28 protein-coding genes are annotated in these 25,087 nt (G+C 41.3%); 19 read left to right on the top strand and 9 right to left on the bottom strand.

The features are described from left to right. Positions 1-96 precede the first annotated feature (96 nt). The 7 genes from SULBA_RS11220 to SULBA_RS11190 all read left to right on the top strand — a co-directional run bounded on the left by SULBA_RS11220 (position 97) and on the right by SULBA_RS11190 (position 5,930). Complete coding sequence (locus tag SULBA_RS11220; protein WP_014770409.1) at positions 97-1,020, top strand: EF-hand domain-containing protein; 924 nt, start codon at positions 97-99, stop codon at positions 1,018-1,020. A gap of 74 nt (positions 1,021-1,094) precedes the next feature. Beyond that, the gene (locus SULBA_RS11215; protein WP_050985289.1) at positions 1,095-1,766 is read left to right on the top strand and encodes a response regulator transcription factor; all 672 of its coding nucleotides are present in this window, start codon (positions 1,095-1,097) and stop codon (positions 1,764-1,766) included. Further along, on the top strand, positions 1,759-3,012 hold the full coding sequence (locus SULBA_RS11210) for an ArsS family sensor histidine kinase (protein WP_014770407.1): 1,254 nt from the start codon (positions 1,759-1,761) through the stop codon (positions 3,010-3,012). Before SULBA_RS11215 ends, SULBA_RS11210 begins: the two co-directional genes overlap by 8 nt. Before the next feature lie 57 nt (positions 3,013-3,069). Then, positions 3,070-4,041, top strand: coding sequence for a DNA adenine methylase (locus SULBA_RS11205; protein ID WP_014770406.1), 972 nt, complete (start codon positions 3,070-3,072; stop codon positions 4,039-4,041). A 189-nt stretch (positions 4,042-4,230) separates the two neighbouring features. Continuing rightward, a complete protein-coding gene (locus SULBA_RS11200; protein ID WP_014770405.1) occupies positions 4,231-5,319 on the top strand; it encodes a transglutaminase family protein in 1,089 nt (362 codons plus the stop codon). Then, positions 5,320-5,652, top strand: coding sequence for a mercuric transporter MerT family protein (locus SULBA_RS11195; RefSeq protein ID WP_014770404.1), 333 nt, complete (start codon positions 5,320-5,322; stop codon positions 5,650-5,652). Further along, complete coding sequence (locus tag SULBA_RS11190) at positions 5,649-5,930, top strand: heavy-metal-associated domain-containing protein (RefSeq protein WP_014770403.1); 282 nt, start codon at positions 5,649-5,651, stop codon at positions 5,928-5,930. The genes SULBA_RS11195 and SULBA_RS11190 overlap by 4 nt, the downstream gene beginning before the upstream one ends. On the opposite strand, the gene SULBA_RS11185 is transcribed toward SULBA_RS11190, so the two are convergent. Next, entirely contained in the window at positions 5,927-7,699 is a 1,773-nt protein-coding gene (locus tag SULBA_RS11185) for a DEAD/DEAH box helicase (RefSeq protein WP_014770402.1), read from the bottom strand. The two genes, SULBA_RS11190 and SULBA_RS11185, sit on opposite strands and share 4 nt — an antisense overlap. A 366-nt stretch (positions 7,700-8,065) precedes the next feature. Here SULBA_RS11185 and SULBA_RS11180 point away from each other — a divergent pair, with 366 nt between their 5' ends. From SULBA_RS11180 to SULBA_RS12820, 11 genes are all read left to right on the top strand, one after another. Then, positions 8,066-8,317 carry a phosphopantetheine-binding protein gene (locus SULBA_RS11180; protein WP_014770401.1) on the top strand — a complete coding sequence of 84 codons (252 nt, stop codon included), beginning with the start codon at positions 8,066-8,068 and terminating at the stop codon, positions 8,315-8,317. Beyond that, a complete protein-coding gene (locus tag SULBA_RS11175; protein WP_245391412.1) occupies positions 8,292-9,419 on the top strand; it encodes a beta-ketoacyl-[acyl-carrier-protein] synthase family protein in 1,128 nt (375 codons plus the stop codon). The genes SULBA_RS11180 and SULBA_RS11175 overlap by 26 nt, the downstream gene beginning before the upstream one ends. Next, the gene (locus tag SULBA_RS11170; protein ID WP_014770399.1) at positions 9,409-10,050 is read left to right on the top strand and encodes a beta-ketoacyl synthase chain length factor; all 642 of its coding nucleotides are present in this window, start codon (positions 9,409-9,411) and stop codon (positions 10,048-10,050) included. Before SULBA_RS11175 ends, SULBA_RS11170 begins: the two co-directional genes overlap by 11 nt. Next, positions 10,047-10,397, top strand: coding sequence for a hypothetical protein (locus SULBA_RS11165; RefSeq protein ID WP_014770398.1), 351 nt, complete (start codon positions 10,047-10,049; stop codon positions 10,395-10,397). The genes SULBA_RS11170 and SULBA_RS11165 overlap by 4 nt, the downstream gene beginning before the upstream one ends. A gap of 1 nt (position 10,398) precedes the next feature. Next, on the top strand, positions 10,399-11,712 hold the full coding sequence (locus SULBA_RS11160) for an alpha/beta fold hydrolase (RefSeq protein ID WP_014770397.1): 1,314 nt from the start codon (positions 10,399-10,401) through the stop codon (positions 11,710-11,712). Positions 11,713-11,720: 8 nt separating this feature from the next. Then, on the top strand, positions 11,721-12,668 hold the full coding sequence (locus tag SULBA_RS11155) for a hypothetical protein (protein ID WP_014770396.1): 948 nt from the start codon (positions 11,721-11,723) through the stop codon (positions 12,666-12,668). After that, a complete protein-coding gene (locus SULBA_RS11150) occupies positions 12,665-13,807 on the top strand; it encodes a beta-ketoacyl-ACP synthase III (RefSeq protein ID WP_014770395.1) in 1,143 nt (380 codons plus the stop codon). Before SULBA_RS11155 ends, SULBA_RS11150 begins: the two co-directional genes overlap by 4 nt. Continuing rightward, complete coding sequence (locus SULBA_RS11145; RefSeq protein ID WP_014770394.1) at positions 13,808-14,194, top strand: DarG family dialkylresorcinol biosynthesis protein; 387 nt, start codon at positions 13,808-13,810, stop codon at positions 14,192-14,194. It abuts the gene before it with no gap. After that, a complete protein-coding gene (darH, locus tag SULBA_RS11140; protein WP_014770393.1) occupies positions 14,191-15,186 on the top strand; it encodes a BtrH-related acyltransferase DarH in 996 nt (331 codons plus the stop codon). Before SULBA_RS11145 ends, darH begins: the two co-directional genes overlap by 4 nt. 145 nt (positions 15,187-15,331) lie before the next feature. Then, a complete protein-coding gene (locus tag SULBA_RS11135; protein WP_014770392.1) occupies positions 15,332-15,916 on the top strand; it encodes a hypothetical protein in 585 nt (194 codons plus the stop codon). 14 nt (positions 15,917-15,930) lie between these two features. Beyond that, the gene (locus tag SULBA_RS12820; protein WP_014770391.1) at positions 15,931-16,500 is read left to right on the top strand and encodes a hypothetical protein; all 570 of its coding nucleotides are present in this window, start codon (positions 15,931-15,933) and stop codon (positions 16,498-16,500) included. A gap of 56 nt (positions 16,501-16,556) precedes the next feature. On the opposite strand, the gene SULBA_RS11125 is transcribed toward SULBA_RS12820, so the two are convergent. The 5 genes from SULBA_RS11125 to SULBA_RS11105 are packed head-to-tail and all read right to left on the bottom strand — an operon-like array spanning position 16,557 to position 20,738. Next, entirely contained in the window at positions 16,557-17,282 is a 726-nt protein-coding gene (locus SULBA_RS11125) for a hypothetical protein (RefSeq protein WP_014770390.1), read from the bottom strand. An 8-nt stretch (positions 17,283-17,290) separates the two neighbouring features. After that, positions 17,291-18,448: a beta-ketoacyl synthase N-terminal-like domain-containing protein gene (locus SULBA_RS11120; RefSeq protein ID WP_014770389.1), complete on the bottom strand. Its 1,158-nt coding sequence runs from the start codon at positions 18,446-18,448 to the stop codon at positions 17,291-17,293. Further along, complete coding sequence (locus SULBA_RS11115) at positions 18,445-18,711, bottom strand: phosphopantetheine-binding protein (RefSeq protein ID WP_014770388.1); 267 nt, start codon at positions 18,709-18,711, stop codon at positions 18,445-18,447. Before SULBA_RS11115 ends, SULBA_RS11120 begins: the two co-directional genes overlap by 4 nt. 3 nt (positions 18,712-18,714) lie before the next feature. Then, on the bottom strand, positions 18,715-19,875 hold the full coding sequence (locus SULBA_RS11110; RefSeq protein WP_014770387.1) for an ABC transporter permease: 1,161 nt from the start codon (positions 19,873-19,875) through the stop codon (positions 18,715-18,717). Then, the gene (locus SULBA_RS11105; protein WP_014770386.1) at positions 19,875-20,738 is read right to left on the bottom strand and encodes an ABC transporter ATP-binding protein; all 864 of its coding nucleotides are present in this window, start codon (positions 20,736-20,738) and stop codon (positions 19,875-19,877) included. The genes SULBA_RS11110 and SULBA_RS11105 overlap by 1 nt, the downstream gene beginning before the upstream one ends. A 171-nt stretch (positions 20,739-20,909) precedes the next feature. Between SULBA_RS11105 and SULBA_RS11100 the strand changes: the two genes are divergently transcribed. After that, the gene (locus tag SULBA_RS11100) at positions 20,910-21,293 is read left to right on the top strand and encodes a hypothetical protein (protein WP_245391411.1); all 384 of its coding nucleotides are present in this window, start codon (positions 20,910-20,912) and stop codon (positions 21,291-21,293) included. A gap of 40 nt (positions 21,294-21,333) precedes the next feature. On the opposite strand, the gene SULBA_RS11095 is transcribed toward SULBA_RS11100, so the two are convergent. From SULBA_RS11095 to SULBA_RS11085, 3 genes are read right to left on the bottom strand one after another with little or no spacing between them, the layout of a single operon-like run. After that, the gene (locus tag SULBA_RS11095; RefSeq protein WP_014770384.1) at positions 21,334-22,515 is read right to left on the bottom strand and encodes an AMP-binding protein; all 1,182 of its coding nucleotides are present in this window, start codon (positions 22,513-22,515) and stop codon (positions 21,334-21,336) included. After that, positions 22,512-24,626, bottom strand: coding sequence for an MMPL family transporter (locus SULBA_RS11090; protein ID WP_014770383.1), 2,115 nt, complete (start codon positions 24,624-24,626; stop codon positions 22,512-22,514). Before SULBA_RS11090 ends, SULBA_RS11095 begins: the two co-directional genes overlap by 4 nt. Next, entirely contained in the window at positions 24,610-25,086 is a 477-nt protein-coding gene (locus SULBA_RS11085) for a hypothetical protein (protein ID WP_014770382.1), read from the bottom strand. Before SULBA_RS11085 ends, SULBA_RS11090 begins: the two co-directional genes overlap by 17 nt. Position 25,087: the final 1 nt, after the last annotated feature.

The following is a 25,087-nucleotide window of genomic DNA, read 5'->3' as shown; positions in this document are numbered from 1 at the left end:
ATAAACCTTTACATGTAAAAATGTTACCCACCGTTTACCGCTTTGGTATTAGGATGGCATGTGGGAAATTTCCCAAGCCAAACAAAGGAGGAGACTATGACCGTTGGTTCAAGTTCTCTCTACGAAACCTACCTTTCGTACGGTAACACGACCAGCTCGAATCGCTCTAGTGGTTCGGGGTTTGCAGAAGCGTTGCTTACTTCTATGGACTCTGATAGCAGTGGTTCGGTTGATAGTGCGGAATTTAGTAGTGCTGCCCTAGCACTCTCTATAAGCGATGAAAGTGCTATTAGTAGCGCTTTTTCGTCATTGGACAGTGATGGCGATGGCACCATTTCTCAAGAGGAGCTCAGTGCTTCGTTTTCGCAAAGTAGTTCTACCATGGCAGCAGGTGGTATGCCCCCACCACCTCCGCCACCATCTAACAGTGAAGAAGACACAGGTTATACACAAGAGGAGCTCACTGCAATGGCAGAAGAGGTTGGCTCAAGTGATAGCAATTTGGCTTCTTTGTTGGCATCGGTTATTGAAAATTTCGATGCGGCTGATAGCGATGGAGATGGTAAAGTTACTTCTGCTGAAGCGATGGCGTATCAAGAGGCTTCACGTGAGAGTACACAAAGTACTGAGGCAAGCAATGTTGCAAGCTCTGGTGCTATGCCTCCACCACCCCCACCACCTTCTGTTTCCAGTGATACAGAAGAGGCAGAGGGATACACCGCAGCGGAGCTTACCGCTATGGCAAACGATGCTACCAAAACCGATAGCAATCTTGCTTCGTTGTTGGAGTCTATCGTTGAAAATTTTGACGAAGCCGATACCAATGAAGATGGCAAAGTAAGTTCAGCAGAAGCGCAAGCCTATAAAGAATCGACTAAAGCCGACAGCATTGGCACAGAAGAGGTTGCAACAGCTAGCTCAACAGAGGATTCTTTGATGAGTGCGCTTTTAGCGCAAATCGTTTCACGATACGCAACGCAAAGCTCACTTTCAAGCTCATCGTTTAGTTTAAGCGCTTAAACCCTAAACCACGCTCTAAGCAAAGCGTGGTTTGGTGTTACTTTTGGTTTACTTTATCTTCGTTATAATCAGGCATGATGAACATACTGATGATTGAAGATGACGTAGAATTGGGTCAACTTTTGCAAGAATCTCTCTTAAAAGAGCAGATTCAAACCAGCCTAGCCTTGAGCCCTTTGGAGGGTTTAACTGCTTTGCAAAATGGCGTATTTGACGCACTTGTACTTGACCTCTCCTTACCACAAATTGATGGGCTTGAGATTTGCCGTATTGTGCATCAAAGCCTGCCCAATCTTCCAATTATTATCTCCTCCGCACGCTCAGATATGAACGACAAAGTGATGGGTTTTGAACGGGGAGCGGATGACTTTTTACCCAAACCTTATGACCCACGAGAGTTAGCGTTTAGGCTTCGAGCCATTCTAAGGCGGCGCAGTAGCGTTGAAGAGGTAAGCTCTGTGACGTTTTGTGTCGATGAGGAGCGCCATACCATCAAGCGTGGCAAAGAAGCACTCAAACTCACCCAAGCAGAGTATGACATTGTCTTGTATATGCTCAAAAAAGAGGGGTATGTTATTTCTCGAGAAGAGCTTTTGTTAAACATTGGTTCCATCAAGTATGAGAGCAGTTTGAAAAGCATTGATGTCATTATGGGGAGGATTCGCCAAAAAATAGGCGATGACCCCAAAAAACCTCGTTTTATTCTCTCGGTACGAGGGGTGGGGTATAAGTTTGTCAATGCGTAAAATTTCCATCATTACGCTTATTTCCCTCTTTTTTGCGTTGTGTTTGGTGGTGATTAACCTTGCGTTGGCGTTGGAGTATAAACGTCAAAACAGTGAGTTAAACTACTTTGCGTTTCAGCGTTTTATCATGGCAGTAAGGCTCTCCCAAGATGTCTCCTTTGAAGCGCTCAATGAGCAGCTAAAACCTTTACATGTAAGGATAAGTTCTATGCCAGCGCAAACGCTCTACGAAAGCGGAGAGCCTCTTTTGGAAGACCCTTTATTTGAGATGATGCGCTATGAAAAAAAGCTCTATTTTGTGCCTAAGCAAGGCTTCCCACCGCCACCACCTCCGCATGGTTTTAAAGAGTTTGGTATGCCACCACTACCGCCCATGTGGTTGGTTGATGAACGGATTGTTTTAGAAGATGAGGGAGTGTTTCGTCCTGAGCGTGTATGGATTTTAGGGGTGGTGATTAACCTTTTGATGGTGCTCTTTTTTAGTGTGGTGCTTCGAAAACTTTTGCGACTGCGTCATCTTAAACGTGCTATCGAAGATGTGGGAAATGCGAAAAAATTTCAAGCTATTGGGGTGGAGAGTGAGGATGAATTGGGTGAAATTGCGGTTGAGTTTAATCACGCCATGGAGAAAATTCACCACCTCAAAGAGGCACGAACGCTTTTTTTACGCAATATCTTGCATGAGCTTAAAACACCCATTATGAAGGGTAAAATAGTCTGCCATAGCTTAGAAAATGCCAAACATCAAAGCCAAATGGAGCGCATTTTTGAGCGCTTAGAAACCCTTTTAGAAGAGATGGTAAAGGTGGAAAAACTCAGCTCCAACGAGTGGGTTTTAGAGCCAAAGGCGTATCGGATGATCGATGTGTTAGACCATGCAAGGGATTTACTGCTGTGCGATACGAGCCGTATTGAGGTGCATTCACAAGAGTTTGTTTCTCTTATTTTGATTGATTTTGAGCTTTTTGCCACGGCGTTGAAAAATCTTTTGGACAATGCTCTTAAGCACTCGACACACACGGTGGATGTACGTATTGAAGAGGGGATGGTGTGTATTGAGAGTGTGGGTGAGGAAATTGCCAAAGAGAAGATGGACTTTTCACGCCCGTTTAACCGTGCGGTTGAGGGTTCTAGTACGGGGTTAGGGCTAGGGCTTTACATTGCTAACGCCATTATCGTGAAGCATGGATTTGTTTTAGAGTATTTACATGTAAAAGGTAAAAACGGGTTTAAAATCAGCTTTTAACTCTTTACATGTAAAGTGATTTTTTTGCTATGATATAAAAAATCGTGCAGGAAAATGATGAACTACATAGGCTCCAAAGCAAAGCTTTTACCCTTTCTTGAAAAACACATTTTAGCGCTGAGCGAGGACTCGTTACAGGGAAAAATCGTCTGTGATTTGTTTGCAGGAAGCGGGGTCGTGGGAAGTTTTTTTGCGCAAAAAGGTGCGCTGGTTCTTAGCAATGACATGGAGTATTACAGTTATGTGTTGAACAAAGCACAGTTGCAAACGGGTGTGCTAGAAGGCGTTGATACAACAATAGAAGCGCTTAATGCGCTTGCGCCTGTGCAAGGTTGGCTTTTTACGCACTATTCTAAGCGCAGTGGCAGAGGGTATTTCTCCGATGAAAATGCGCAAAAAATTGATGCCCTACGTCAGGGTATTGAGGCGTACAAAAAGAATGAAATGCTCTACTTTTATCTGCTTGCCTCGTTGCTGTGCAGTGCAGATACAGTGGCAAATACCGCTTCGGTGTACAGTGCTTTTTTAAAAAAACTTAAACCTCAAGCCTGTGAGGCTATGCGTTTAAAGCCACTGCCTTACACCCCAAACCATGCACTCCATCAGGTTTTTTGTGAAGATGCTAATGTGCTTATCTCAAAGCTTAAAGGGGACATTCTCTACCTTGACCCACCATACAATCGCAGGCAGTACGGGGCGAATTATCATCTCTTAAACACCATTGCGCAGTACGATACCTTTGTGCCCAAAGGCAAAACAGGGGTGAGGGACTATGTGAGTTCACGCTACTGTAAAGCCACCACGGCGCTGTGTGCCTTAGAAGAGATTATTCAAAAAGCAGCGTTCTCCTACGTGGTTTTAAGCTACAACGATGAGGGGCTGTTGTCGCACGAAGCGATTGAGGAAATGATGAAAAAATATGGTGATTTTTCGTTTGTTAAAATGCCGCATCACCGTTTTAAAGCCTACAAAAATAAAGCACATAAGCACCATATTTACGAGTATCTCTATCTTCTTAAAAAAGCTTAATAGTATTGACTATGACGATTTTAAGATTTGAAAATGTAAAATCATTCATGCACGCAGTCTAAGGGTTAGATGAACATAAATAGCCTTTCTTAAGTTCTACTTCTTTATGTTTACCCTAGCGTTAGCGTAGTTTTTAGAGCTTTCCTCTCAAAACGTGTCAAGAATTTTATGATCAAAAAAGGATTTTTCATGCAAAGAAGAGCATTTATGAAAGGGTGTGTTGCTTTAGGTGCCAGCGGTGTGATTTTCCCACATGTTTCTATTTTAGAGGCAAGTGAGGCTAAGAGCAAAAAGCGTGTTTTTCACGTTAAAAACAGCTATAACCTCCAACATGAAAATGTTAATGGTTTTACAAAATTATGGGTGCCACTGCCTCTGGAGAGTTCGTATCAAAAGGTGAGCGATTTTAAGTTTAACTCTAACGCCACCCGTGCATTTGTAACGGACAAAAATACGTACAAAGCCAGAACTCTCTATACTCAGTGGAAAGAGGGTGGAGAAAAACTGCTTGAGGTAAGCTATACCATTACCACCTATGAGCGCACGGTGGACTTAAGCAAAGCAAAGAGTTCAACCAAATATCCCAAAGAGGTTGCGCGCTATCTCAAACCCACCGCACATATTCCTACCACGGGAAAAGTAAGAGCGTTAGCCCTTCAAATTACGCAAAATGCGAAAACACCGCTGGAAAAAGCCAAAGCAATTTATATGTGGGTGACAGAAAACATGTACCGTGACAACAGTGTGATTGGATGCGGTGTGGGTGATGCGGGAAAGGCGATTGAGGAGAATATTTTGGGTGGAAAATGCACCGATATTAGCTCTGTGTTTGTTGCCCTTTTACGAAGTGTGAGCGTGCCATGTCGTGAAATGTTTGGCATTCGACTGGGCAGTTCTCGTTTTTCTAAAGCGTGCGGTAGCAGTGATGAAAATGGCTTAGCAAAAATTACAGGGGCGGAGCATTGTCGAGCGGAGTTTTACATTAATGGATGCGGATGGGTTCCGTGCGACCCAGCCGATGTGACCAAAGTGATTTTGGCAGAGAAATTAACACTGAATGACCCGCTTGTAAAAGAGGTACGTGCGTACTTTTTTGGCAATTGGGAGATGAACTGGATGGGCTATAACACAGGACGTGATTTTATTTTAGAGCCAAAACCTTCCCAAATTCCTCTTAATATGTTTGGGTACCCTTACGCAGAGGTCGAAGATGAGGTCTTAGACTACTACGCTCCAGCCTCGTTTTGTTACAGCTTTCTCTCTCAAGAAAAATTTTAAATGAAAAAAGAGGTGCTGAGTGTCATTACAGCGCTTTTTACAGCGGTTTTAGCAACAACATGTTGCTTGCCGCCTCTGCTCTTTTTACTCTTTGGCATTTCGTTTGGATTTTTGAGTTTTGCTGAGTCGCTAAGCCCGTTTCGCATTCCACTTTCTTTGTTTTCTCTACTGATTTTATGGTTTTCATGGCGAAGTTACACGGCACAATGCGTTACATGTAAGCTTCAAAAACGCAAGACTTATGCGTGGATGTATGCCATAGTTTTAGGCGTTATTTTATTGATTTTACTTTATCCTGAGTTTGCGCAGTTTTTTTTAGAAGGGAATGAATGAGGTATATTTTCATGCTTGTAATGGCAACCGTGTTATTCGCACAAGAAGAGGTGGTGATTTTGGTTTCAGGGATGCACTGTCCTTTATGCACCACAGCGGTGAAAAAAGCACTCAAAAATGTGGAGGGTGTGGAGAGTCTCAAAGTCACCCTAGAGAGCAAAAAAGCAGTGATTGTTGCGAAAGAGGGAATTGAAGATAAGGTCTATTTGGATGCGGTTAAAACGACGGGGTATGAGGGCGTGATAAAATCACGCACCTCAATAAAAGCGAAGAATTAATCTTTTTTGTAAGCGTTACGAGGAGCGGCTTTTGGAGCGCGACCTGCATCGCTACGTGGTGCGCTTGGTCTATCGGCTCTTGGAGCGCGGGGTGGTCTGCTATCACCGCTATCACGTGTACCTTTGTATCCGCCGCCATCACGTGAACCTGTTGAGCTACCCTCTTTTGCAAATGGGTTACGGCTCTCACCACGTGGTGCGCTGTCACTTCGTGGAGGACGTGAGTCTCTGCTTCCAGCATCTCTAGGGTTAGAGCCTTTGTAGCCGCCACCATCACGTGAACCACTTGACGTTCCTCTGTAGCTACCACCATCACGGCTTCCACTAGAGTTTCCTCTATAACCGCCACTGCTTCTACCACCTGAGTTTCCTCTATAACCGCCACGTCCGCCACGGCTGTTTTCACGCTCTTCAATGTTTTTAACCACATTTTCTAAGGTTTTTTTATCAAGTCCGATTTTATCTGGTCCTACGGGGCTGTTCTCTTTTAAAAGATTGGAGAGAAGTTTAAGCGCAATTTGAGACATATCCATCTCTTCTTCTAAAAGAGCTAGAAGTTTAACTGCACTCTCATGAATATCTGCGTTTTTAATATCATCTGCAATTTTAACCAGTTTGTTCTCTTTAACATCTCTCAAACTTGGCACAATTCTGTGTTCGATTTTTGAGCCAACTTTTTTACCAATTCTCTGCATTGAGTGAAACTCAATAGGCGTTACAAGCGTAATCGCAGTCCCTTTTTTACCCGCACGTCCTGTTCGTCCAATTCTATGTACATAACTCTCTGGATCAAATGGCATATGGTAGTTAAAAACGTGGCTGATGTCAGCAACGTTAAGACCACGTGCGGCAACGTCGGTTGCAACAAGAATCTCAATTTGTGAACTACGAAACGCCTTAATAACGCTCTCACGTTGGTTTTGCTCCATATCCCCATGAAGTCCTTTTGCGGCATACCCTACTGCCATGAGTTGTGTGGAGAGTCTATCAACCTCTTTTTTAGTACGGCAAAATACGATGGATTTCTCAGGCTCAAGCGCATCTAAAAGACGAATCATCGCATCGTCTCTCTCGTATTCGTTGATCACGTAGTAAAGTTGTTCAATATCATCATTTGTCGTGTGATCTTTTGGTGTCACACTGACAAATTTTGGATCATTTAAGATTTTGCTTGCAAGACGTTTGATGGGATCTGGCATTGTTGCTGAGAAAAGGAGGGTTTGACGCTCTTTTGGAAGGTAGGTAAAGATCTCTTCGATGTCTTCTAAAAAGCCCATATCAAGCATCTCATCGGCTTCGTCTAGGACAACCATTTTTGGTGAAAAACCAGGAAGTCTGCCATTTTTAAGAAGATCAAGCATACGACCTGGTGTGGCAACGATAACGCTTGCCCCTTTTTCAATCAAACCAATTTGACGGCTGTAAGAGCTACCTCCATAAATGGTAACGGTTTTAATGCCGCAAAAACGTCCCAACGAGTAAAGCTCATCGCTCACTTGTGTGGCTAGTTCACGGGTTGGCGTAATCACTAAAAGTTGAACTTTGTTTTGGTGCGCATCTATCATGCTCATGGTTGGAAGACCAAATGCGGCTGTTTTACCTGTACCTGTTTGTGCTTGCGCAACGATGTCATGTCCTGCTAATACTAAAGGAATTGACTCTGCTTGTACGGGGCTTGGTTCTGTAAAGCCCGCTTCTGTAACGGCTTTTAGAATATCTTGGTGTAAGCCAAAAGATTCAAATGTGGGTGTTGATGTGTTGTTTTCCATCTGTTTTCCATGTGTTTTATTTTTCCAAAACAATACTAACGTGCACTTAGCACAAAACTCATGTACATAAAAATTTTAATGGGGAATAACCCGTCAATATCGTATGTAAAAAACCTACATACTCACTGAGGATTTCTCAAATCTGGTAGGTTTTAGGTGAAGTTCTTTTTTAATGAAGTTCTGAAATTGACGTCATTATAGTGGAATTAGTTTAAAATAATATTAAGGTTTTAAAGTGAGTTTGCATATAGAGTGTTTTTATGGAAAAATGTCATATAAATGTTACGCCATGCTTATTTTTTATAAAATTAAAAGTGATATTAAAGTACACTTAAACACAAAATTGAATGTAAAGGTTAGCGGGCGATGGTTGATGTTAGAACACTCAAAGAGATTTTAATTCGTAACTTAAAATTAGAAGATATAACACCTGAAGATATTGACGATGAAATGCCTTTATTTGGGGAAGATGGCCTAGGGTTGGATTCAGTAGATTCGATTGAATTGGTGTTAACGATTGATAAAGAATTTGGCATTAAAATAGTCGATTCCAAAGAGTATCAGACCATTTTTGCCACCGTAAAAAGTTTGCTTGATTTTATTAATGCAGCCAAATAGTGTTTTTATCACGGCGTTTGAATCTGTGTGTTGCGCAGGTTTAAACAGTGAATCTTTGTTTGAGGCGATTTGTACACATCAAAGTGGTATTGGAAGTTATGATGGGTATGTGAAAGACAAAACGGTAGCGCTTGGAAAAGTTCCTTCTCGAGTCTCCTTAGAGACACTTTTGCATCGGGTATGTGAGACAGTTCGTATTCAAAGGGGCATAGAAGATTTTTACGACACGCTTTTGGTGGTGGGCTCATCCGTGGGTGGCATGCAACGTACGGAGGAAATTTTTTTTCGTGACCATTCTTATGCGCAGGTTGATCCTAAACGTCATATCATTCACACGATTGCTTCATCTTTGCATGAAGTGTATGGTTTTAAGGATGATATCTCTTTTTCTACTGCGTGTACGTCCAGTGCGAATGCGCTAGGATATGCGTATGAAGTGATTCAAAAAGGGGTCTATCAACGCGCATTGGTCGTAGGGTTTGATACGCTCTCTTCTACCACTGTTTTAGGTTTTGATGCATTGGGTGTTTTAAGCACACAGGCATGTTGTCCTTTTGATGAAAAGCGTCAAGGGATGAATGTTTCTGAGGGCATTGCGGTTTTACTGCTTGAAAATGAGCCAGTACAAGGGTGTGTACAGCTCAAAGGGGTTGGATACAGCTCTGATGCGCATCATATGGCACAACCCTCTGCTCATGGGGAAGGTGCAATAAAGGCGATGCAAAATGCTTTGGAATGTGAGGGTGTTTTACCTCACGAAGTGGATTATATTAACGCACATGGCACAGGAACGTTGGCAAACGACCATAGTGAAGCATGTGCAATTGAAGCGCTTTTTGGTTCACGCCCTTTTGTGAGTTCTACCAAGTCTATTACAGGGCATACGTTGGGTGCTGCTGGTGCCTTAGAGGCAATTATTTGTGTGTTAGCACTTCAAAAACAGGTGCTTCCACCTAATACCTTTTTGAAAACCCCTGAAAATTCAACACTTCGTTTTGTATATGAACTTCTTTCTCATCCTCTTAGGTACGTTTTGAGTAACTCATTAGCATTTGGTGGCAATAATATTTCACTGCTTTTTGGAGTTTTTGATGAAGGTTAATTTAGAGATTTTAAGCAGTGCCTATCTTTTAGGAGAGAGTAGCGTATCTCTTTCTCGTATCAAAGAACTCGTGCCTAATATGATGCTAAGAAGAAGGCTCACCCCTGCTTCCAAACTGTTGGTGGAGCTCTTAGCGTGCATGGAGCATTTTGATAAAGGACGTATTATTTGCGGGAGTGCATATGGCGAATTGGGGGTAAGTGCCTCTTTGCTTGAAGCGATGAAAGAGGGGAGGGGTGTAAGTCCCAGTGATTTTCAAAACTCGGTGTACAACACCGCCGTTTCGTATCTCTCCATTTTGACACAGAATCACAGTGAAATTTTGACACTTTCAAGCGGGGATAAAACGGCATGCAATGTCTTAAAAGCGGGAGCGCTTAAGGCACTCGATGGCGATGTGTTATTGCTTCTTTGTTTTGAAACACTTAATATTCCTCGTATTGCTGAGGTGAACCGTTGTATTGATTATTTGGAGAGTGCGGTGGCATTGGTCGTGCGCCATAGTCACATGCAAGCCAATGTTACTGTGCAAAAAAGCCAGACTAAAGGCATTCCCGCTTCCATTAGTGAGATGCTTTTTATTGCGCAAGAAGCAGAGAAAAAAACGTGTGTGGTGGAGGTGGAGTTATGAATCTGCCTCATTTAGCGCCTATTCGCTTTGCTAAAGAGGTGTTGAGGCGAACAGAAAACAGAGCAGAAGTGCTCTGTGAGTTTGCTTCTACGCCTACGCTTGCCATGATTGTTGAAGCTGCCGCACAGTCCTTTAGCGCCTTTGGTGAGGAGGAAACGCCTCGCATGGGTTTTTTGGTTTTAATGAAAGAAATTACTTTACATGTAACACCCAAAGAGAACGCTTTAGTGATGCACTGTGAACACAAAGGCTCATTTGGTATGACATCTGAGCTTTTTTTTGAAGCTTTCATAGGGCATGAAAAAATCGCCGATGGCACGGTGATGATAGCCCTGCAAGAGGTGTAGTGTGCGTCTGTTTTTTCTTTTTTGGCTTTTGTGCGCCACGCTTTTATCTGCCAATACTTTAAAGGGTGTTTACGTCACCGAGCCAGTGTTTAACAGTTCCGTTTATCTTCAAACTTCAGGCAATCCCAAAAATAAAGCGGTGGTGTTGGTGCATGGCTTAGGCGATGAGGCTTCTAGCATTTGGGAAGGTACTGTTGCTCTTTTGGAAAAAGAGTACTATGTGGTTCGGTTTGATTTACCAGGATTTGGAAACTCGAGTAAATCCAATGAGCTTTATTCACCTGAAAATTACGCCAAAGTGATTCGTTTTCTCACTCAAACCTATCTCAAACGCCCTTTTCATTTAGTGGGGCATTCGATGGGGGGAGCCATTGCGCTTTATTATACCCATGCGTATCCTATGGATGTTGAAAGCTTGGTATTGGTGGATGCGGCGGGTATTTTGCATCCTTTGGCGTACAGTAACTTTTTAACGCACCGCAAAGTCAATCACTTTTTCGAGGAACAAGGAGAGCTCTTTCAAGGCATCCAGTCTCAAAAACTCAATCGCTTTGTCGATAGATTGAGCGATAAAATTAACGCCAAAATGGAAAATATGGAGAGTATTTTACACTCACCTACCCTTAGAGAGAGTGTTCTTGGTGGAACGCCTGCCACCATAGCTGCGGTGGCATTGGTGCAAACCAGTTTCAATACGATTCCGCAAAGCGTACTGCAGAGAACGACCATTATTTGGGGAAAAAATGATGAGATAGCGCCGTTGCAGACAGGGTATGTTTTAGACAAACTCATGCCTCACTCCACGCTTGCTATCCTTCCAGAAGCCGCCCATGTGCCGATGCTCTCACACGAGAGGGAGTTTTATGCTGTGCTTTTGGCACATCTTGAAGGTAAAATGGTTGCAACGCCTCCTCCTAAAATGGGCAAAGACGCTTACACCATTAAAGTGCGCCATGTCTCCAATCAGCGCTATTCAGGGCGTATTAAAAACCTTGTCATTTATGATTCGCAAAAAGTGGTCATTGAAAATGCCATCGTTGAGAATTTAAGTCTCTTTAATGCGGAGGTGGAAATACTGAACAGTGTCATTGAAAACAAAGACGCCCCTTTGCGGGTTGAAAATTCGGCACTTTCGATTGTGGCGAGTGACATTGTGGGGAGTTTTAAACTCTACAACAGCCGTTTGAATTTAGCGGGAGTGAAAATGCAAAGTCGTGCCAAGCCCATTGTGGCAGTGACTCCCTCACGGGTCATTTATTCATTGTCGCAAATCAATGAAAAACGTATTCATGGCAAAGAAATTTTAGGACGATAGGAACAAACGTGAAGAAAATTTTAGTCGTTTCATATTCGCAAAGTGGGCAATTAAACGAGGTGCTTCACTCCATGCTCGCTCCTTTGAGCGAAGCAAAATGTTATGAGATAGTGCATCGCACCATTAAGCCTATCAAAGCTTACCCATTTCCGTGGGATTTTTGGACGTTTATGGGTGTTTTTCCTGAAGCGGTTGCGCTTGAGCCGTGTGCGATAGAGCCTTTTGAAGCCGATGAAAACGTTTATGATGTGGTGATTTTAGCCTATCAGGTGTGGTTTCTCTCACCCTCCATTCCTATCACCGCATTTTTAAAATCAGCCTATGCCAAAGAAAAACTTGCTAATGTTCCCGTTATCACCGTGATTGGGTGTCGCAATATGTGGATTATGGCGCAAGAGAAGGTGAAAATGCTCCTCAACGAGATAGGCGCAAAGCTCATCGATAACATTGTTTTGGTGGATCAAGGAAGCTCTTTGGCGACGTTTATCACCACGCCTCGCTGGATGCTTACAGGTAAAAAAGAGGCGTTTTGGGGATTGCCAAAAGCGGGGATTAGCGAAGCGGAGATAGAGCGTGCCTCTCGTTTTGGTCGTGCGATTCATCAAGGGTTGCAAAACGATGAAGAGAAACGCTTTAAGCCTTTATGCAAGGGCTTAGGAGCGGTGAATGTGGATGAGAAGCTTATTCGCAGTGAAAAGATTGGCACACGCAGTTTTACGATTTGGGGAAAACTCATTCGGGCATTTTCCAAACAAGGGGAGCTGAAACGCCATGCGTTTATTTGGCTGTATACGCTTTTTTTGGTGGCAATGATTATCACGGTTGTGCCTTTAAATATGCTTATTCAAACGCTCTATCGAAAAATAAATAAAACAGCGGTTGAGAAAGAAAAAGCTTTTTATGAGCTTCCTTCAGGCTCAGATACTTATAAACTCAAGGAATTTTTAGCATCATGAACAACGCAATTTACATTAACGATATTCAAACTTTTATGCCCAACGAGCCTGTTTCTAACGATGAGATGGAGGAGTATTTAGGCTACATTGGCGGTAAAAAATCCAAAGCAAAAGCGATTGTCTTGCGCAGTAATGGGATTAAACAGCGTTACTATGTGTTGGAAAAAGGGACGCAAAAAGCGCTTTTTTCCAATGCGCAAATCACCGCCAATGCCATTAAAAAACTTCAAAACGAACACTTTGGGCTTGAATCGATGGAGGTGCTCTCGTGTGGGACAACCATGCCAGATCAGCTTATGCCCAACCATACCTTAATGGTGCAAGGTGAGCTTGGTCTCAATGAAATTGAAACCCTCAGTGCTTCAGGCATTTGTCTAAGTGGTATGAATGCTTTAAAATATGTCTACTATGCCATTAAGAGTGGGGAGTGTGAAAGCGGTGTTGCCACAGGTTCAGAGACAGCCTCTCTAGCACTTAGGGCGCAAAATTTTGAAGAAGAGTCCAAACAGTGGGCGCTTTTAGAAGCCAATCCGACCTTAGCGTTTGAGAAAGATTTTTTACGCTGGATGCTCTCCGATGGGGCAGGAGCGATGTTGCTCCAAAACAAGCCTAACACAAACAAACTCTCATTAAAAATAGAGTGGATAGAACTGCTCTCCTATGCAGGGCAAATGCCAACGTGTATGTACAGCGGATGCGAGATAGTCGATACAAAGCCTGTGGGGTGGCGTAATTACACGCAAGCGGAAATTATGGAAAAATCGCTTTTAGGTGTTGCACAAGATGTCAAACTTTTGAATGAAAATATCGTAGAGTACACGGTTGTGAAACCTTTGAAAAAAATCTTAGGCAAAAGAGTGTTGGTGGAGAAAGAGATAGATTACTTTTTGCCACACTACTCCTCACACTTCTTTAGAGATAAACTCTATGCAGGTATGCAAGAAGCTGGACTTGAGATACCCTATGAGAAGTGGTTTACCAATTTACCTCGCTGTGGCAATACAGGTTCGGCTTCCATTTACATTATTTTAGAAGAGTTATTTCACTCCAATAGACTTCAAAAAGGGGAGAAGATTTTGTGTTATATCCCTGAGAGTGGGCGTTTTTCCACCGCATTTATGTTGCTAGAAGTGGTTTAAATGATAGAAATTCCGCACGAAAAAAATGAGACCCTTGAGGGAATGCAAAAGGTGATGTACGCTCAAAATGAGCAGGGTACTTTTGAGCGTTATAACTATGGAAGCTCCATCGAGGAGTTTGCGACTCAAGTGGCGGTAGAAGAGTATGAACTCCTCAAACAAGAGTGTTTAGGTCGCATTCAAAAGGGAGAAGATTCGCCCATTGCGTTTTACATGTATGAAAATCGAATGGATTTGCCAACCTTAGCGAGTGCGGTGGGTATGTTTCAATTTCGAGTCAAGCGTCATCTTAAAATGCGTGTTTTCAAGCGCATGAGTGATGCGCTTTTGCAATGTTATGCCGATGCTTTTTCGATTTCACTTGCTCAGTTAAAGGAGTTTCATTGACCCCAAAGCCTTTTGAACATGCCCAATTTGCCCACTGTGAAAGCGGTGTGATGGCAACGCTTTTTTCTGCGTATGGATTTCCTTTAAGTGAGCCCATGGCGTTTGGACTGGCGCATGCCTTAAGTTTTGTCTATTTACCTTTTGTAAAAGTGAACAATCTGCCTTTAATTGCCTATCGAAGCCTGCCCAAAAGCATTATTAAAACGCTTTCAAAATCGTTACATGTAACGATGAAAACGCAGACGTTTAAAGGCGAAAAAGAGGCGAATGAAGCGCTTAAAGGCGTGCTCAGTGAGGGAAAAATCGTAGGGCTTCAAACCTCGGTCTATTATTTACCTTATTTTCCCAAAGATATGCGTTTTCACTTTAATGCCCATAACCTTTTGGTCTATGGCATGCAAGAAGAAAACTACCTTATTTCCGATCCTGTGTTTGAAGAGGCGGTGGTGTGTTCGCAGGAGGGGCTAAGTAAGGCTCGTTTTGCCAAAGGTGTTTTTGCGCCCAAAGGGTTTATGTACTATCCTAAGAACATGCCACAAGAGGTGGATATGCATGCCATCTTACACCAAGCCATTGTGAAAAATGCCAAAGCAATGCTCACTCCTTTTCCCTTTGCTGGGGTAAAAGGCATGCGAAAATTAGCCCAAAAAATTCTAAGTCTTCAAACAGAAGAGAATCAGCGTTACGTGAAGAATTACCTTACCCATATTGTACGCATGCAAGAAGAGATTGGCACAGGAGGCGGTGGATTTCGATTTGTCTACGCAGCGTTTTTGAAAGAAGCAAAAGAGTATGGTTTAAATGAAGCGCTTTTAGAGGAGGCTTCAGCACTTATGGTGAAATCAGGTAGTGCGTTACGAGAGTTTGCGCTCTACTGTGTGGAGGGAAGTAAAAAGCCTCAGAGTCTCAATACCCAAAAAATCGCCAATAAACTCATAGAAGCCTCCACGTATGAAGAGCAAGCTTTTAGGCTTTTAAAAACACTAAAATAGCGTTACATGTAAAGGGTTTTCTTTGTTACTTTTAGGCTTTACAAATATTTAAAAGTAGATGGTTATAATTTTGTGTTAAATACGTGAGTTTACAGAGTATTTAATAAGCAAGTGGGTTGAAAAATGAATAATACAAAGGGCAAAAATGAAAAGTATAATAGGCGGGATATTTCTTGTATTGTTATTGAGTGGATGTTCTCATAAAATATCTATTGCACCATCTTTAAATGACATAAGGGAAGTGCAAGTCGAAAACAAAGCAGATGTGAATGTGGGATATTATATTTCTGATGAAGCGAAAAAGACAGCAACGACAACGCCTGGTGGCGGGGGCGATAACATTACCTATACGCCGTATGCTGATCTTGAAGGTGCTTTGAACACCATGCTTTCTCGTAAATTTAAGAGGGTTTATGCGGTCAAATCTCTTGAAGATAAAGCGTATATTGCGAATAAAAACATTATATACCTATTTACGACTACAATAAAAACAGATTCATCTTCTACCAATGTGCTTATCTGGCCACCAACAGATTTTACCGTGGAGCTTTCATGCAATGCTGTTAACCTTGATGGAGCTATGGTATGGAGCGATACGATGTCTGCTAAAGGGCATGCGAGTGCGGGTGAATTGATGAAAGATTTTTCGTTGTCGGCTAAAAGAGCCACAGAAACGGCTTTTAAAGAGATGCTTCTCAAGCTAGAGAAAACAGATAAATTCAATCAATAAGAAGGAATAGACCCATGAAATATCTAAAACATATCGTAGTGTTTTTAGGCTTAGCTCTGTTTATGTCAGGGTGTTCAAGCAAGGGGATTGAATTTACCCCCAATTTTAATTCGATTAATGAATTGAAAGATAGCGATTTAAAAACCATGCGTGTTCAAAAAAATGATTTCTCTTCAGCAGAGGCACACGCAAAAACGGTTTTGGTGGGCAGAGGAACCAATCAAATGCTCTCTCCTTATGGTGGAAGCTTTCAAGAATACCTAGAAATTTCTTTAAAAGAAGAGCTCAAACAAGCCTCTCTTTACGATGAGAGCTCCGATATTAAAATTACCACAGAGCTATTAACCAATAAACTTGATACGGGAATGAGTACAGGAACGGCTGATTTGTCTGCAAATTTTAAAATAGTGATACGTGAAAAAGAGGTATTTAATAAAAATTATACCATTCATCATGAGTGGGAATCATCATTTGCTGCTGCAACAGCCATTCCAAGCACGCTTGAAAATTACCCAATTGCTATGCAAAAGCTTATCGATACATTTTTGTTTGATAAAGAGGTTATAACCACACTGCGTAAATAAAGAGATAAAGAGAGGCCCCTTTAAATAATTTTGTTGGTCTCTCTTTATCTAAAAGTCTATAATTTCTGCATCTTTATAACCATACATTTTCCCTTTTCATCATGTTTTACATGTAAAAGATTTTTGCTTTCATGCGCTAAGCATTGAAAGATTGTTCCACTGTTTAATATTGTGTCAGGATAACTTCTATGCATTACTTCATTATTGGCAAATGCTTCGATGCTTTCTATTCTAGCGAGGGCATTATGAGGTTCACGATTGGCATAAAGCCAATAGCTTTGATCGTGTGTATTTTGCGTGACAAAAGGGTGGTGCTTTTCTTCTATAAAACTCAAGGAAGTATCGACATATCCAACTAAAACATCGTCTACTTCTTTGTGTATAAGGTCAAAATATGCCAGTTGTAATGCTTTTTCAAAACTTTGGTTGTGAGCAGTAAGCATCATGTGTTTTCCTTCTGCCTTGAGTGCTTGAGCGATGTAAAAACTGGCATTGGTGTTAATACCCAAAAAATCAAAAGGCATAATGATGCCATCTTTTTTACTGACCTGCTCTAACACAGAAACCATACTCTCTACGGGTCCATATTCGGTGGCTAAGTAGATGCCAATATTGGAAGAAAAGGGTTTGTTTTGAAGGCATGAGAGTGCGCCATAAACGGCTAAAAGGTTAAATTTATTGGCACGTCTGAGATTGATTTTACATACAGAAGCTAGCTTTTGTTTATAAAGTGTGAGCTCTTGAGTAGGCTCTAAAAGTTCATACGCATGGTGAATATACATCTTCTCTCCTAGTCTCGTGCCAAAATGAGGGAAGTGGTATTTCCCCCAAAGGCGACAAAATTGAAAAGTATGGAGAGAGGTTTATCTTTACATGTAAAAGGCTCACGCATGGGCGTGAAGCTTGTCTCTTTTGTTCCTTTTTCAAATCCTAAAGTATGAGGAAGAAAGCCTTTTTTAGCGCATAAGAGCATTAAAGCAATTTCATTGCATCCACTCGCCCCCAATGTATGTCCAATAAAAGGTTTTAATGCTGTCACAGGGGCGTGTGTCTTATATTTTTCAAATAGAAGATTAAGGGCATTGGCTTCGGAAGTGTTGTTATTTTCACTCCCCGTGGCATGGGCTTTAATAAGATTGATGTCATGTAAGTGAAGATGCGCTGCCTTAAGTGCACCATCCATCGTTTCAAAAATAGGCTCACCCGAGGGATCGCTTGTGGTTTCACTGTAAATATCGCAGATATTTTTTGAACTTTTGTAGTAAAAATCATCTGTGTGTTTGGGTTGATTTTCGAGTATAAGCGCTGAACACCCCTCTCCTAAAATAATTCCATCGCTTTTTTCATCAAAAGGACGGTAGATATTGCTTTTAGAGAGGAGCATTAAAGAAGAAAAGCCATTGTAGGTGGTTTGATTAAACAGTTCAATGCCTAAAACCAACGCTTTTGAAATGACGCCTTGCTCAATCATTTTAGATGCATAGGCAAGAGCATTAACGCTAGAGGTGCAGGCAGTGGAAAACAAAAGTGCTTTATGTTTGGAGTGTGTTAACGTTTCAAGGTATTCACCTAAGTAGCCATACCCAATATGCTCAAATGCTTTTCCTTCTTTGCTTAATACGTAGCGTGTATAGCTCTCTTCATTTAAGGAAATGCCCATAGCTGTTGAGCCAATAAAAATGGCTAACTCAGCCTGTTCTTCCTTGTCTAATTTTGCTGCTTCAATAGCTTTTTTTACGACATAATCAATACATGTATAGAGTTTTTTTTCTTCAGATTCAAATGATTCTAAGAGATGATAATAGGGCTTTTGTGCAAAATGCTCTTGTAAAAAAATTTCATAATTGTGAGCATTGAGACTATGTACTGTACGGGTGATTTCATTTGGAGTTTTGCCTAAATTGCACCACAAAGACGCTCCTGTAAGATACGCTTTGTGTGAACTCATTGTGCCCCAATAAAGTCTGCTAAAGTGTTAATATTGCTCATAATGGAGCGAATTTTTTTGCTATCGGTAATTTCAATGCCATATTTTTCTTTCAACGCCATTGAAATTTGAAGCGCATCCATAGAATCGAGTTGTAGAAGTGCATCTGAACCAAAAAGAGGCGCATCATCGTCAATATCTTCAAGACTAAACTCTTCTTTGTCACACTCTTTTAAAATGAGTTCTTTGAGTTCTTGTTTGAGTGCATTAGGGGTTTGGGTCATAGTTTAATCTCTCCTGTATTTAAGCATAAGGTAAGCAAGGCTAAAAAAGCAAAGGGCAAAGGCAAGGAGTTTGAAAAGCGCATGTTGAATGTCTCCAAAACTGCCACCATTGACAATAACCTCCAAAAAGCTATCGAGTGCCCAAGACATAGGCGAAAGTTCTGAAATATCTTGCATCAGTTTTGGCATCACAATTTTAGGCACCATAATACCTCCCAGTGCTGAAAGCATGATGTTGGACGTTCCGCCCAAAATCGTTGCCATTTCACTGCTGTTACTGATGGTCGCAATACTCAGTGCAAAGGAAATCGCCGCAATGGAAACAACAGCAGAGATGAGCATGAGCAAAAAGAGACTTCCTTGAATCACCAGCGCATCGCCTCCTAAAAGAGGTAAGAGATACATACCCACTAAGAGCATACAAAAAACCTGTAACTGATTCATCACAAAATAGGGAATAAATTTTCCAATCATAACGCCACTTAAGGGGATATTCATGCTGCGAAGTTTGTCCATGGTGCCAAAATTTTTCTCGTTAATAAAGGTGTTGGAGATAGGAATAAGAATAAAAAACATCGAAAAAATAAGCCATGAAGGGACACTGTGTTGTACGGAGGTGATTTGTGTGGGATGGTTGTCCTTGAGCACATAGGTATGGGTAATTTTCTCTTCAAAACGTGCTTGTGTCGCTGATTTGAGGTTAAGAACGGTTGAAAAATTTTCAATGACCATCTCTGCCATTTTAAGACTCAAAAACTGTTTTAAAAAGGCAACTTGTTGGTAAGCGACATCCGAGCGAGAGATAATTTTAATGGACGCCTCTTCATTTTTGACAATATTTTCCATAAAATTAGGCGTCATAGAGAGAATAAAATCGTAGGTTTTATTGGAGAGTACCTCTTCAATGATGGTGTCATTTTCAATGAGGCGAAAGTTGAAAAATTGGTTTTGATTGAGTTTGTCCATAAAGGCACCAAAAGCGGAGGCATTACTTTCGCTTTGAACACCAATGTTGAGTTTGACATCGTATTTATTAGCATAGGTGTTTTGAAGCGCTAAAGACATGATAATAATAAACAGAGTTGGCATCACAAAGAGTACAATGAGTGCGTGTTGATTGCGTAAAATAAGTAGAAATTCTTTTTTTAAAGTATGGTACAGCATTAATCCCTCAGCTCTTTTTTTGTCAACGATAAAAAAAGAGCTTCTAAACTGTTTTTAGGCAGTTGAAGCTCTTTTACATGTAACGATTTTTCTTTGATTTCACAAAAAACGTCCACCAGCGCATCGTAATTTTCGTAGAGGTTGATCTCTTTTTGACTCTCATCGCTTAAATGCAGTGTGGCGATGTGGTCATTTTTCATGAGCTCCTCTTTGCTTTGGTGGAACATAATTTTTCCGTGGTCTAAAATGGCAATATCATCGCAAAGGTACTCTATCTCATCCATGTAGTGTGAGGTGTAGATAATGGTCGTTCCCTCGCTTTGGTTGATTTTTTTAATCACATTTAAAATATAGTGGCGAGATTGAGGGTCTATGCCCACAGTTGGCTCATCGAGATAAAGTATTTTAGGGTTATTTAAGAGCCCAATGGCAATATTAAGGCGTCTTTTAAGCCCTCCTGAAAAGCTCTCAGCACGTTTATGGCGGTATTTTTCCAGTGCGGTCATCTCTAGGGCATATGCAATTTGACGGCTCAAATCTTTGTGTTTGAGTCCATGCAGTGCGCCAAAAAATTCTAAGTTTTCATAAGCACTCAGCGTTGGATAAAAGGCATAAGATTGGGGAACGAGGCTACACAGAGATTTGATCTCTTTTTGGTTTTTATCCCAGTCATGCCCTAAAATCGTAATTTTCCCTGTATCTTTGGGAATGAGAAAATTTAAAATGGAAACAAGGGTGGTTTTTCCTGCACCATTTGGACCCAGAAGTCCAAAGATAGAGCCTTGTTTGATGCTTAAATCTAAATGGTCTAAAACGACATTTTTCGAGTAGCGTTTTAGAAGATGGGTAATGTGAATCGCCATAAACTCTCTTTTGCAGTATAGTAGTTAGGAGTGTAATCAATTTTTAATTATAGATTGCTTTGAGAGGCGCAAATCATAAGGATTGATGGGTTTTGGCTCAGTTATTTTTAACCTTTCACTCAATACAATAAGCTTAAATTTTTTTAAAGGATGGGCATGAGAAAGTTTAAGATGTTATTTATAGCGGCGTTAGCTACGTTAGCGTTTGTGGGATGTACAGCAGCTCCAATTTATAATGTTGAGAGTAATAGCGTGGTTTCAAATAACGAAACAAATACATCACTCAAAGACGTTGAAAAAGCTATTATTCGAGCAGGTGCAGGTCTTGGTTGGGTCATGAAAAAAGTGGAAGATGGTAAGATTCAAGGGGTGCTTACGTTGCGTAAACATGTTGCCGTTGTTGTTATTAATTATAATACTAAAGCATACAGTATTCAATACCAAGATAGTACTGCACTTGATTTTAATCCAGCAGAAAACACTATTCATAAAAATTACAACACATGGATACAAAATCTTAACAAAGCCATTCAAGTACAGTTAAGTATGCTATAACACAAAGGGTTCTAGTCAAAGCTAGAACCTTCCTTCTTTTTTATCGTAGCGGCATCATCTTTTTACCCATAAGAGAAGTCTCTATTTTCTCGACTCTATAAAGCTTCATGGGAATATTAATGTTTCCTAGGCTCTCTTTGAGGGCATATTGAATCTCTTTAAGACGTATTTCACGTTCACTCTCAATAAAGAGCTCCACCACTTCATCTTTGAGTTCACTATCTAGATGTTTGACATTGGCAAGGGCTTTGTTTACCCCTTCCATACGTTCTAAAATTTCTTCTATTTGTGTAGTGGCATAGCGTTTTCCCGCAATTTTGACAATGGTATTGCTTCGTCCTAAGAGTTGAAATTTCCCCTCTTCAATGCGTGCATAGTCAAAACTTTGAATGGCACCTCCTGTCTCCACCAAGCCCTCTTGCCACAGCTGATGTGAGATGAAAGGAGACTTTACATGTAAAAGCTCTTTGGCATTTAAAGAGACTTCAACCCCATGAAAAGGAGTCCAAAACGTATCGTCTTGCTTTTTAAAAGCAATGCTTCCAGTCTCGGTTGAGCCAAAAAGCTGAATGAGTGTGGTGTTAAAGGTGTCACAAAACACTTTGGCAATATCGCTACTTAGAGGTCCTGTGGAGCTAATAAAAATGGTCTGACTCAAATCTTTAGGCTCATTAAGGCGTAAAAGGGATTTGATGTAAAGCGGTGTGGTGACAATCAGCGAGTTTTTTGTGGCACACGCCAACAAATCATGGGGTAAAAAATGCTCTTTAAAGAGAAGCGGTTTGTTCAGTTTTAAGGGCAGAAGCAATGCAGCTAAAAAACCATAAATATGAATAAAAGGAACCGTAGCCACGATATTTTCAACGCTAAAATTTCCAAATTCTCTAAGTAAGGCTTCCATATCTGTCTCAATGTTCGCTTTGGTTTTAAACGCTCCTGTGGGAGAGCCTGTGCTCCCTGAGGTAAAAAACATCGCAGCAAAATCAATGGTCTCTAATACCGAAGTATCAAAGGAGGTTACTTTTTGTGCAAGGGTGGTGTTGTCCTGGTCATACAAAATAGGTTTTGCCCCTGAGAGATAGGCTTTTAAAATGGCAAGCGCACTTGCTTCTTTACTGGTTGATGCAATAGGCAAAATGCGCCCCTTAAGCGTTTTATCAACGAGGGTTTCACTCTCATAAACGCTTTGGGTTTGGTCATCATGGACGATGGTAATTTTCATTGTTTTTCTCTTCCTAATAGTAGTAAAAATAGGGCAATAACGCCCACACTCGCCACCCAGCCAATGTGCTCAAGGGCGCCAATACGACTAAAAATCAACACACCAAATCCTGCAAAGGTACTCAAAAGCGAGAGGACAATAGCGTTATGCGTTGCGTTACTCTCTTGGGTACGCTCAGCTTTGTAAATTCCATAATCAATGCTCAGTGCCATCACGATAAAGAGCATAAAAAGATGCATGAGTGAGAGAGGCGTTCCCCATAATGAGAGCAAAATGAGGGCCAAAGGAAACAGAATAAAGCTTAGGCAGAGTAAAAAAGCATACGGTCGAATGCGCAGTAAAATCAGCACAATAAGCCCCATGGTAAGCAGACCACACCAGAGCAGTTCGGTATGGATTTCGTTTAAGGCTTTGCTAAAGAGGGTTTGAGCTTCTAGGCTATGGGCTAAATGTTGGGCTTCTAAAAGGGGCACATCGGCTGCTTTAACCATACCTAGGGTGTAAACATTTCCTTGATAAGAGAGAACATTTAAGCCCATTTGCTTGAGTAACGCCTCATTAAGGGGTGTGAAGGGTGGATTGAGCTGTGTTGTGCTGTATGCCTCTTTGAAAAAATCTTCTCGAAACCCTTTTTTTCTTGCTTCTTCTTGAAGGATGGTTTGTGTGGTTTTGGCATCAAAAGCGGCTAAGGTTTTTGCTTGCGCTTGAAAACTTTGTTCATCGAGTAAAAAAGAGAGAGGTATGAAAGCGTCAGCGCTTTTTTGTGCAATTAAACGGCTTTTTGCTACTAAATCATCGATGTTTCTGGCTTCAATGAGTATCGGTGTTGTACCAATATTTTTCATATTTTTTTTAAAAAAAGCCTCTTCACTCAATAAGGTTTGGTTGTGATAATCCAGTGCTCGAATGTTGCCATCAAGCTTTAAAAAGGGAATAAGCCCTAGTAATATCAGTGCTGAAATAGCGGTAATGAGAGGGTAGGGTAGATGCAATGTGGGTTTGAAAAAGTGAAACACGGGAGCGCTTTTAAACCCCATGTAAGGGTAGAGAAACGCAAAATGTAGGTAGCTAAACACAAGGGTTAAGATGGCAAACAAGCAGAGTTGCTGAATCAGTAAGAAATTGACCCATCCAAAAATAAAGAAGCCACTGATGGTGGTTAAAAAGCCAAAGAAGACGGCGGTGTTAAACCCTTTTTTGCGTGAGTAATGCCCATGTAAATAGTGATGAAACATGTAATCAATAGCGACCGTACTCATGGCACTTCCAAAAGCAAGGACAAAGAGTGAAATTTCACTCCAAACACAAGAGAGCACCAAAAAGGCAAGCATCACAGAGCTTGCAAGGCTAAGGGCCGTGTTTATTAGAAGAAAAATATTTCGAATGTATACAAGGTACAAAAGAAGCAACAAAAACGTGGAAATACAAACCAGTAAACTGACATCGTCTTTAATGTTTTTGGCATTTTCAACAAAGTAAAAAGAGGGACTAAAGTATCGAATGTTTTCAAACCCTTTGAGCGCATCATGTACAAACGCATAGAGTGCTTCATGGTGTGTGAGTCCGTGCTCAGGGTTGGGTTTAAAAATGGCAAGATAGCCAAAATCGCCTAGGGCTAAGTGCCCATTTTTTATCATCAGGCTGTGATTCTCTTTGGGGGCGCTCAAGTAGCCCAGTGGGTCGTAGCGATCAATCGTGGTATAAAAGGGATTATGCACCATCGCTTCATGAAGGCGCTGAAGTGTTGCTCCAATGTCATCGGTGGGTTTTGGCTGAAACGCTTTGGTATAAAAAGCGTAAGTTTTGAGGTATTCCACACGTTTAGCGTTAGGGGTGATGTCACTGTGAAGCAGGAGCTGATGATCGCGTGTGAGTTTGGATTCAATGGCTTTAATGCGTTGGAGTGAGCTTTTATCAAACCCTTCGCTGGCAATGAGAATTTCGTTGGTGGTATTGAAGTGTGCGTAAATATCTAAATAGGTTTTGCTCTCTCCCTCAGGCAAAAAAGCACTAAGATTGGAGGAGAGGTGGATGCGCTCTTTTAGGAGGAAAAAGCCTGTAAGTACCGCTATAAAAAGGAGGATATTCAGCGTTTTATTCCATAATTTCAATGTCAATCCTATCACCATTTTTCATCGTTACATGTAACGCACTCAGACGTTTATTTTTACGCTCAATACGCACCCCAAAAAGCACATGGCTTATCGCCTCTTTAGGAGAGAGATAGGTACTGTTTTGCTCAACGTTGGCATCAAAAAACTCCTCCAGTAAAAGGGTGTTTTCTTCATGAACCGCTTTAATAATCATAAATAAATAGGTGAGTGAGGGCATCTGTTGTGCTTCAACCATCTGGTAGCCATTTTCATCTTGAATGGAGAGTTTATCTTCAAAATAGGTGAGCACTTTGGTGTTGGGTTTCGTGTACTCAATCACAATAGTATGCTCGCCAAAGGTAATAAATCCCTCAAGTGCAAGCGTTTTATCCAGCGCATAGAGGTAGCGCGTCTCTTTAAACGCAGAAGCGCCTAAAAGCAGGTTGAACATAAGGCAGAGTAGCGCAAGAAACTTCATT

This window comes from Sulfurospirillum barnesii SES-3, assembly GCF_000265295.1.
In the GTDB taxonomy this organism is placed as follows: Bacteria; Campylobacterota; Campylobacteria; order Campylobacterales; family Sulfurospirillaceae; genus Sulfurospirillum; species Sulfurospirillum barnesii.
Note: the sequence above shows the minus strand (reverse complement) of the source record. Positions and strands in the feature narration are given on the sequence as shown.

Excerpts from the sequence above, each read along its gene's own strand:
- SULBA_RS12820 (WP_014770391.1), top strand. The coding sequence starts at position 15,931 with ATGAAATATCTAAAACATATCGTAGTGTTTTTAGGCTTAGCTCTGTTT.
- SULBA_RS11105 (WP_014770386.1), bottom strand. The coding sequence starts at position 20,738 with ATGGCGATTCACATTACCCATCTTCTAAAACGCTACTCGAAAAATGTC.
- SULBA_RS11205 (WP_014770406.1), top strand. The coding sequence starts at position 3,070 with ATGAACTACATAGGCTCCAAAGCAAAGCTTTTACCCTTTCTTGAAAAA.
- SULBA_RS11170 (WP_014770399.1), top strand. The coding sequence starts at position 9,409 with ATGAAGGTTAATTTAGAGATTTTAAGCAGTGCCTATCTTTTAGGAGAG.
- SULBA_RS11145 (WP_014770394.1), top strand. The coding sequence starts at position 13,808 with ATGATAGAAATTCCGCACGAAAAAAATGAGACCCTTGAGGGAATGCAA.
- SULBA_RS11200 (WP_014770405.1), top strand. The coding sequence starts at position 4,231 with ATGCAAAGAAGAGCATTTATGAAAGGGTGTGTTGCTTTAGGTGCCAGC.
- SULBA_RS11195 (WP_014770404.1), top strand. The coding sequence starts at position 5,320 with ATGAAAAAAGAGGTGCTGAGTGTCATTACAGCGCTTTTTACAGCGGTT.
- SULBA_RS11110 (WP_014770387.1), bottom strand. The coding sequence starts at position 19,875 with ATGCTGTACCATACTTTAAAAAAAGAATTTCTACTTATTTTACGCAAT.
- SULBA_RS11135 (WP_014770392.1), top strand. The coding sequence starts at position 15,332 with ATGAAAAGTATAATAGGCGGGATATTTCTTGTATTGTTATTGAGTGGA.
- SULBA_RS11185 (WP_014770402.1), bottom strand. The coding sequence starts at position 7,699 with ATGGAAAACAACACATCAACACCCACATTTGAATCTTTTGGCTTACAC.
- SULBA_RS11165 (WP_014770398.1), top strand. The coding sequence starts at position 10,047 with ATGAATCTGCCTCATTTAGCGCCTATTCGCTTTGCTAAAGAGGTGTTG.
- SULBA_RS11210 (WP_014770407.1), top strand. The coding sequence starts at position 1,759 with ATGCGTAAAATTTCCATCATTACGCTTATTTCCCTCTTTTTTGCGTTG.
- SULBA_RS11215 (WP_050985289.1), top strand. The coding sequence starts at position 1,095 with ATGATGAACATACTGATGATTGAAGATGACGTAGAATTGGGTCAACTT.
- SULBA_RS11180 (WP_014770401.1), top strand. The coding sequence starts at position 8,066 with ATGGTTGATGTTAGAACACTCAAAGAGATTTTAATTCGTAACTTAAAA.
- SULBA_RS11120 (WP_014770389.1), bottom strand. The coding sequence starts at position 18,448 with ATGAGTTCACACAAAGCGTATCTTACAGGAGCGTCTTTGTGGTGCAAT.
- SULBA_RS11115 (WP_014770388.1), bottom strand. The coding sequence starts at position 18,711 with ATGACCCAAACCCCTAATGCACTCAAACAAGAACTCAAAGAACTCATT.
- SULBA_RS11190 (WP_014770403.1), top strand. The coding sequence starts at position 5,649 with ATGAGGTATATTTTCATGCTTGTAATGGCAACCGTGTTATTCGCACAA.
- SULBA_RS11100 (WP_245391411.1), top strand. The coding sequence starts at position 20,910 with ATGTTATTTATAGCGGCGTTAGCTACGTTAGCGTTTGTGGGATGTACA.
- SULBA_RS11085 (WP_014770382.1), bottom strand. The coding sequence starts at position 25,086 with ATGAAGTTTCTTGCGCTACTCTGCCTTATGTTCAACCTGCTTTTAGGC.
- SULBA_RS11220 (WP_014770409.1), top strand. The coding sequence starts at position 97 with ATGACCGTTGGTTCAAGTTCTCTCTACGAAACCTACCTTTCGTACGGT.
- SULBA_RS11150 (WP_014770395.1), top strand. The coding sequence starts at position 12,665 with ATGAACAACGCAATTTACATTAACGATATTCAAACTTTTATGCCCAAC.
- SULBA_RS11125 (WP_014770390.1), bottom strand. The coding sequence starts at position 17,282 with ATGTATATTCACCATGCGTATGAACTTTTAGAGCCTACTCAAGAGCTC.
- SULBA_RS11095 (WP_014770384.1), bottom strand. The coding sequence starts at position 22,515 with ATGAAAATTACCATCGTCCATGATGACCAAACCCAAAGCGTTTATGAG.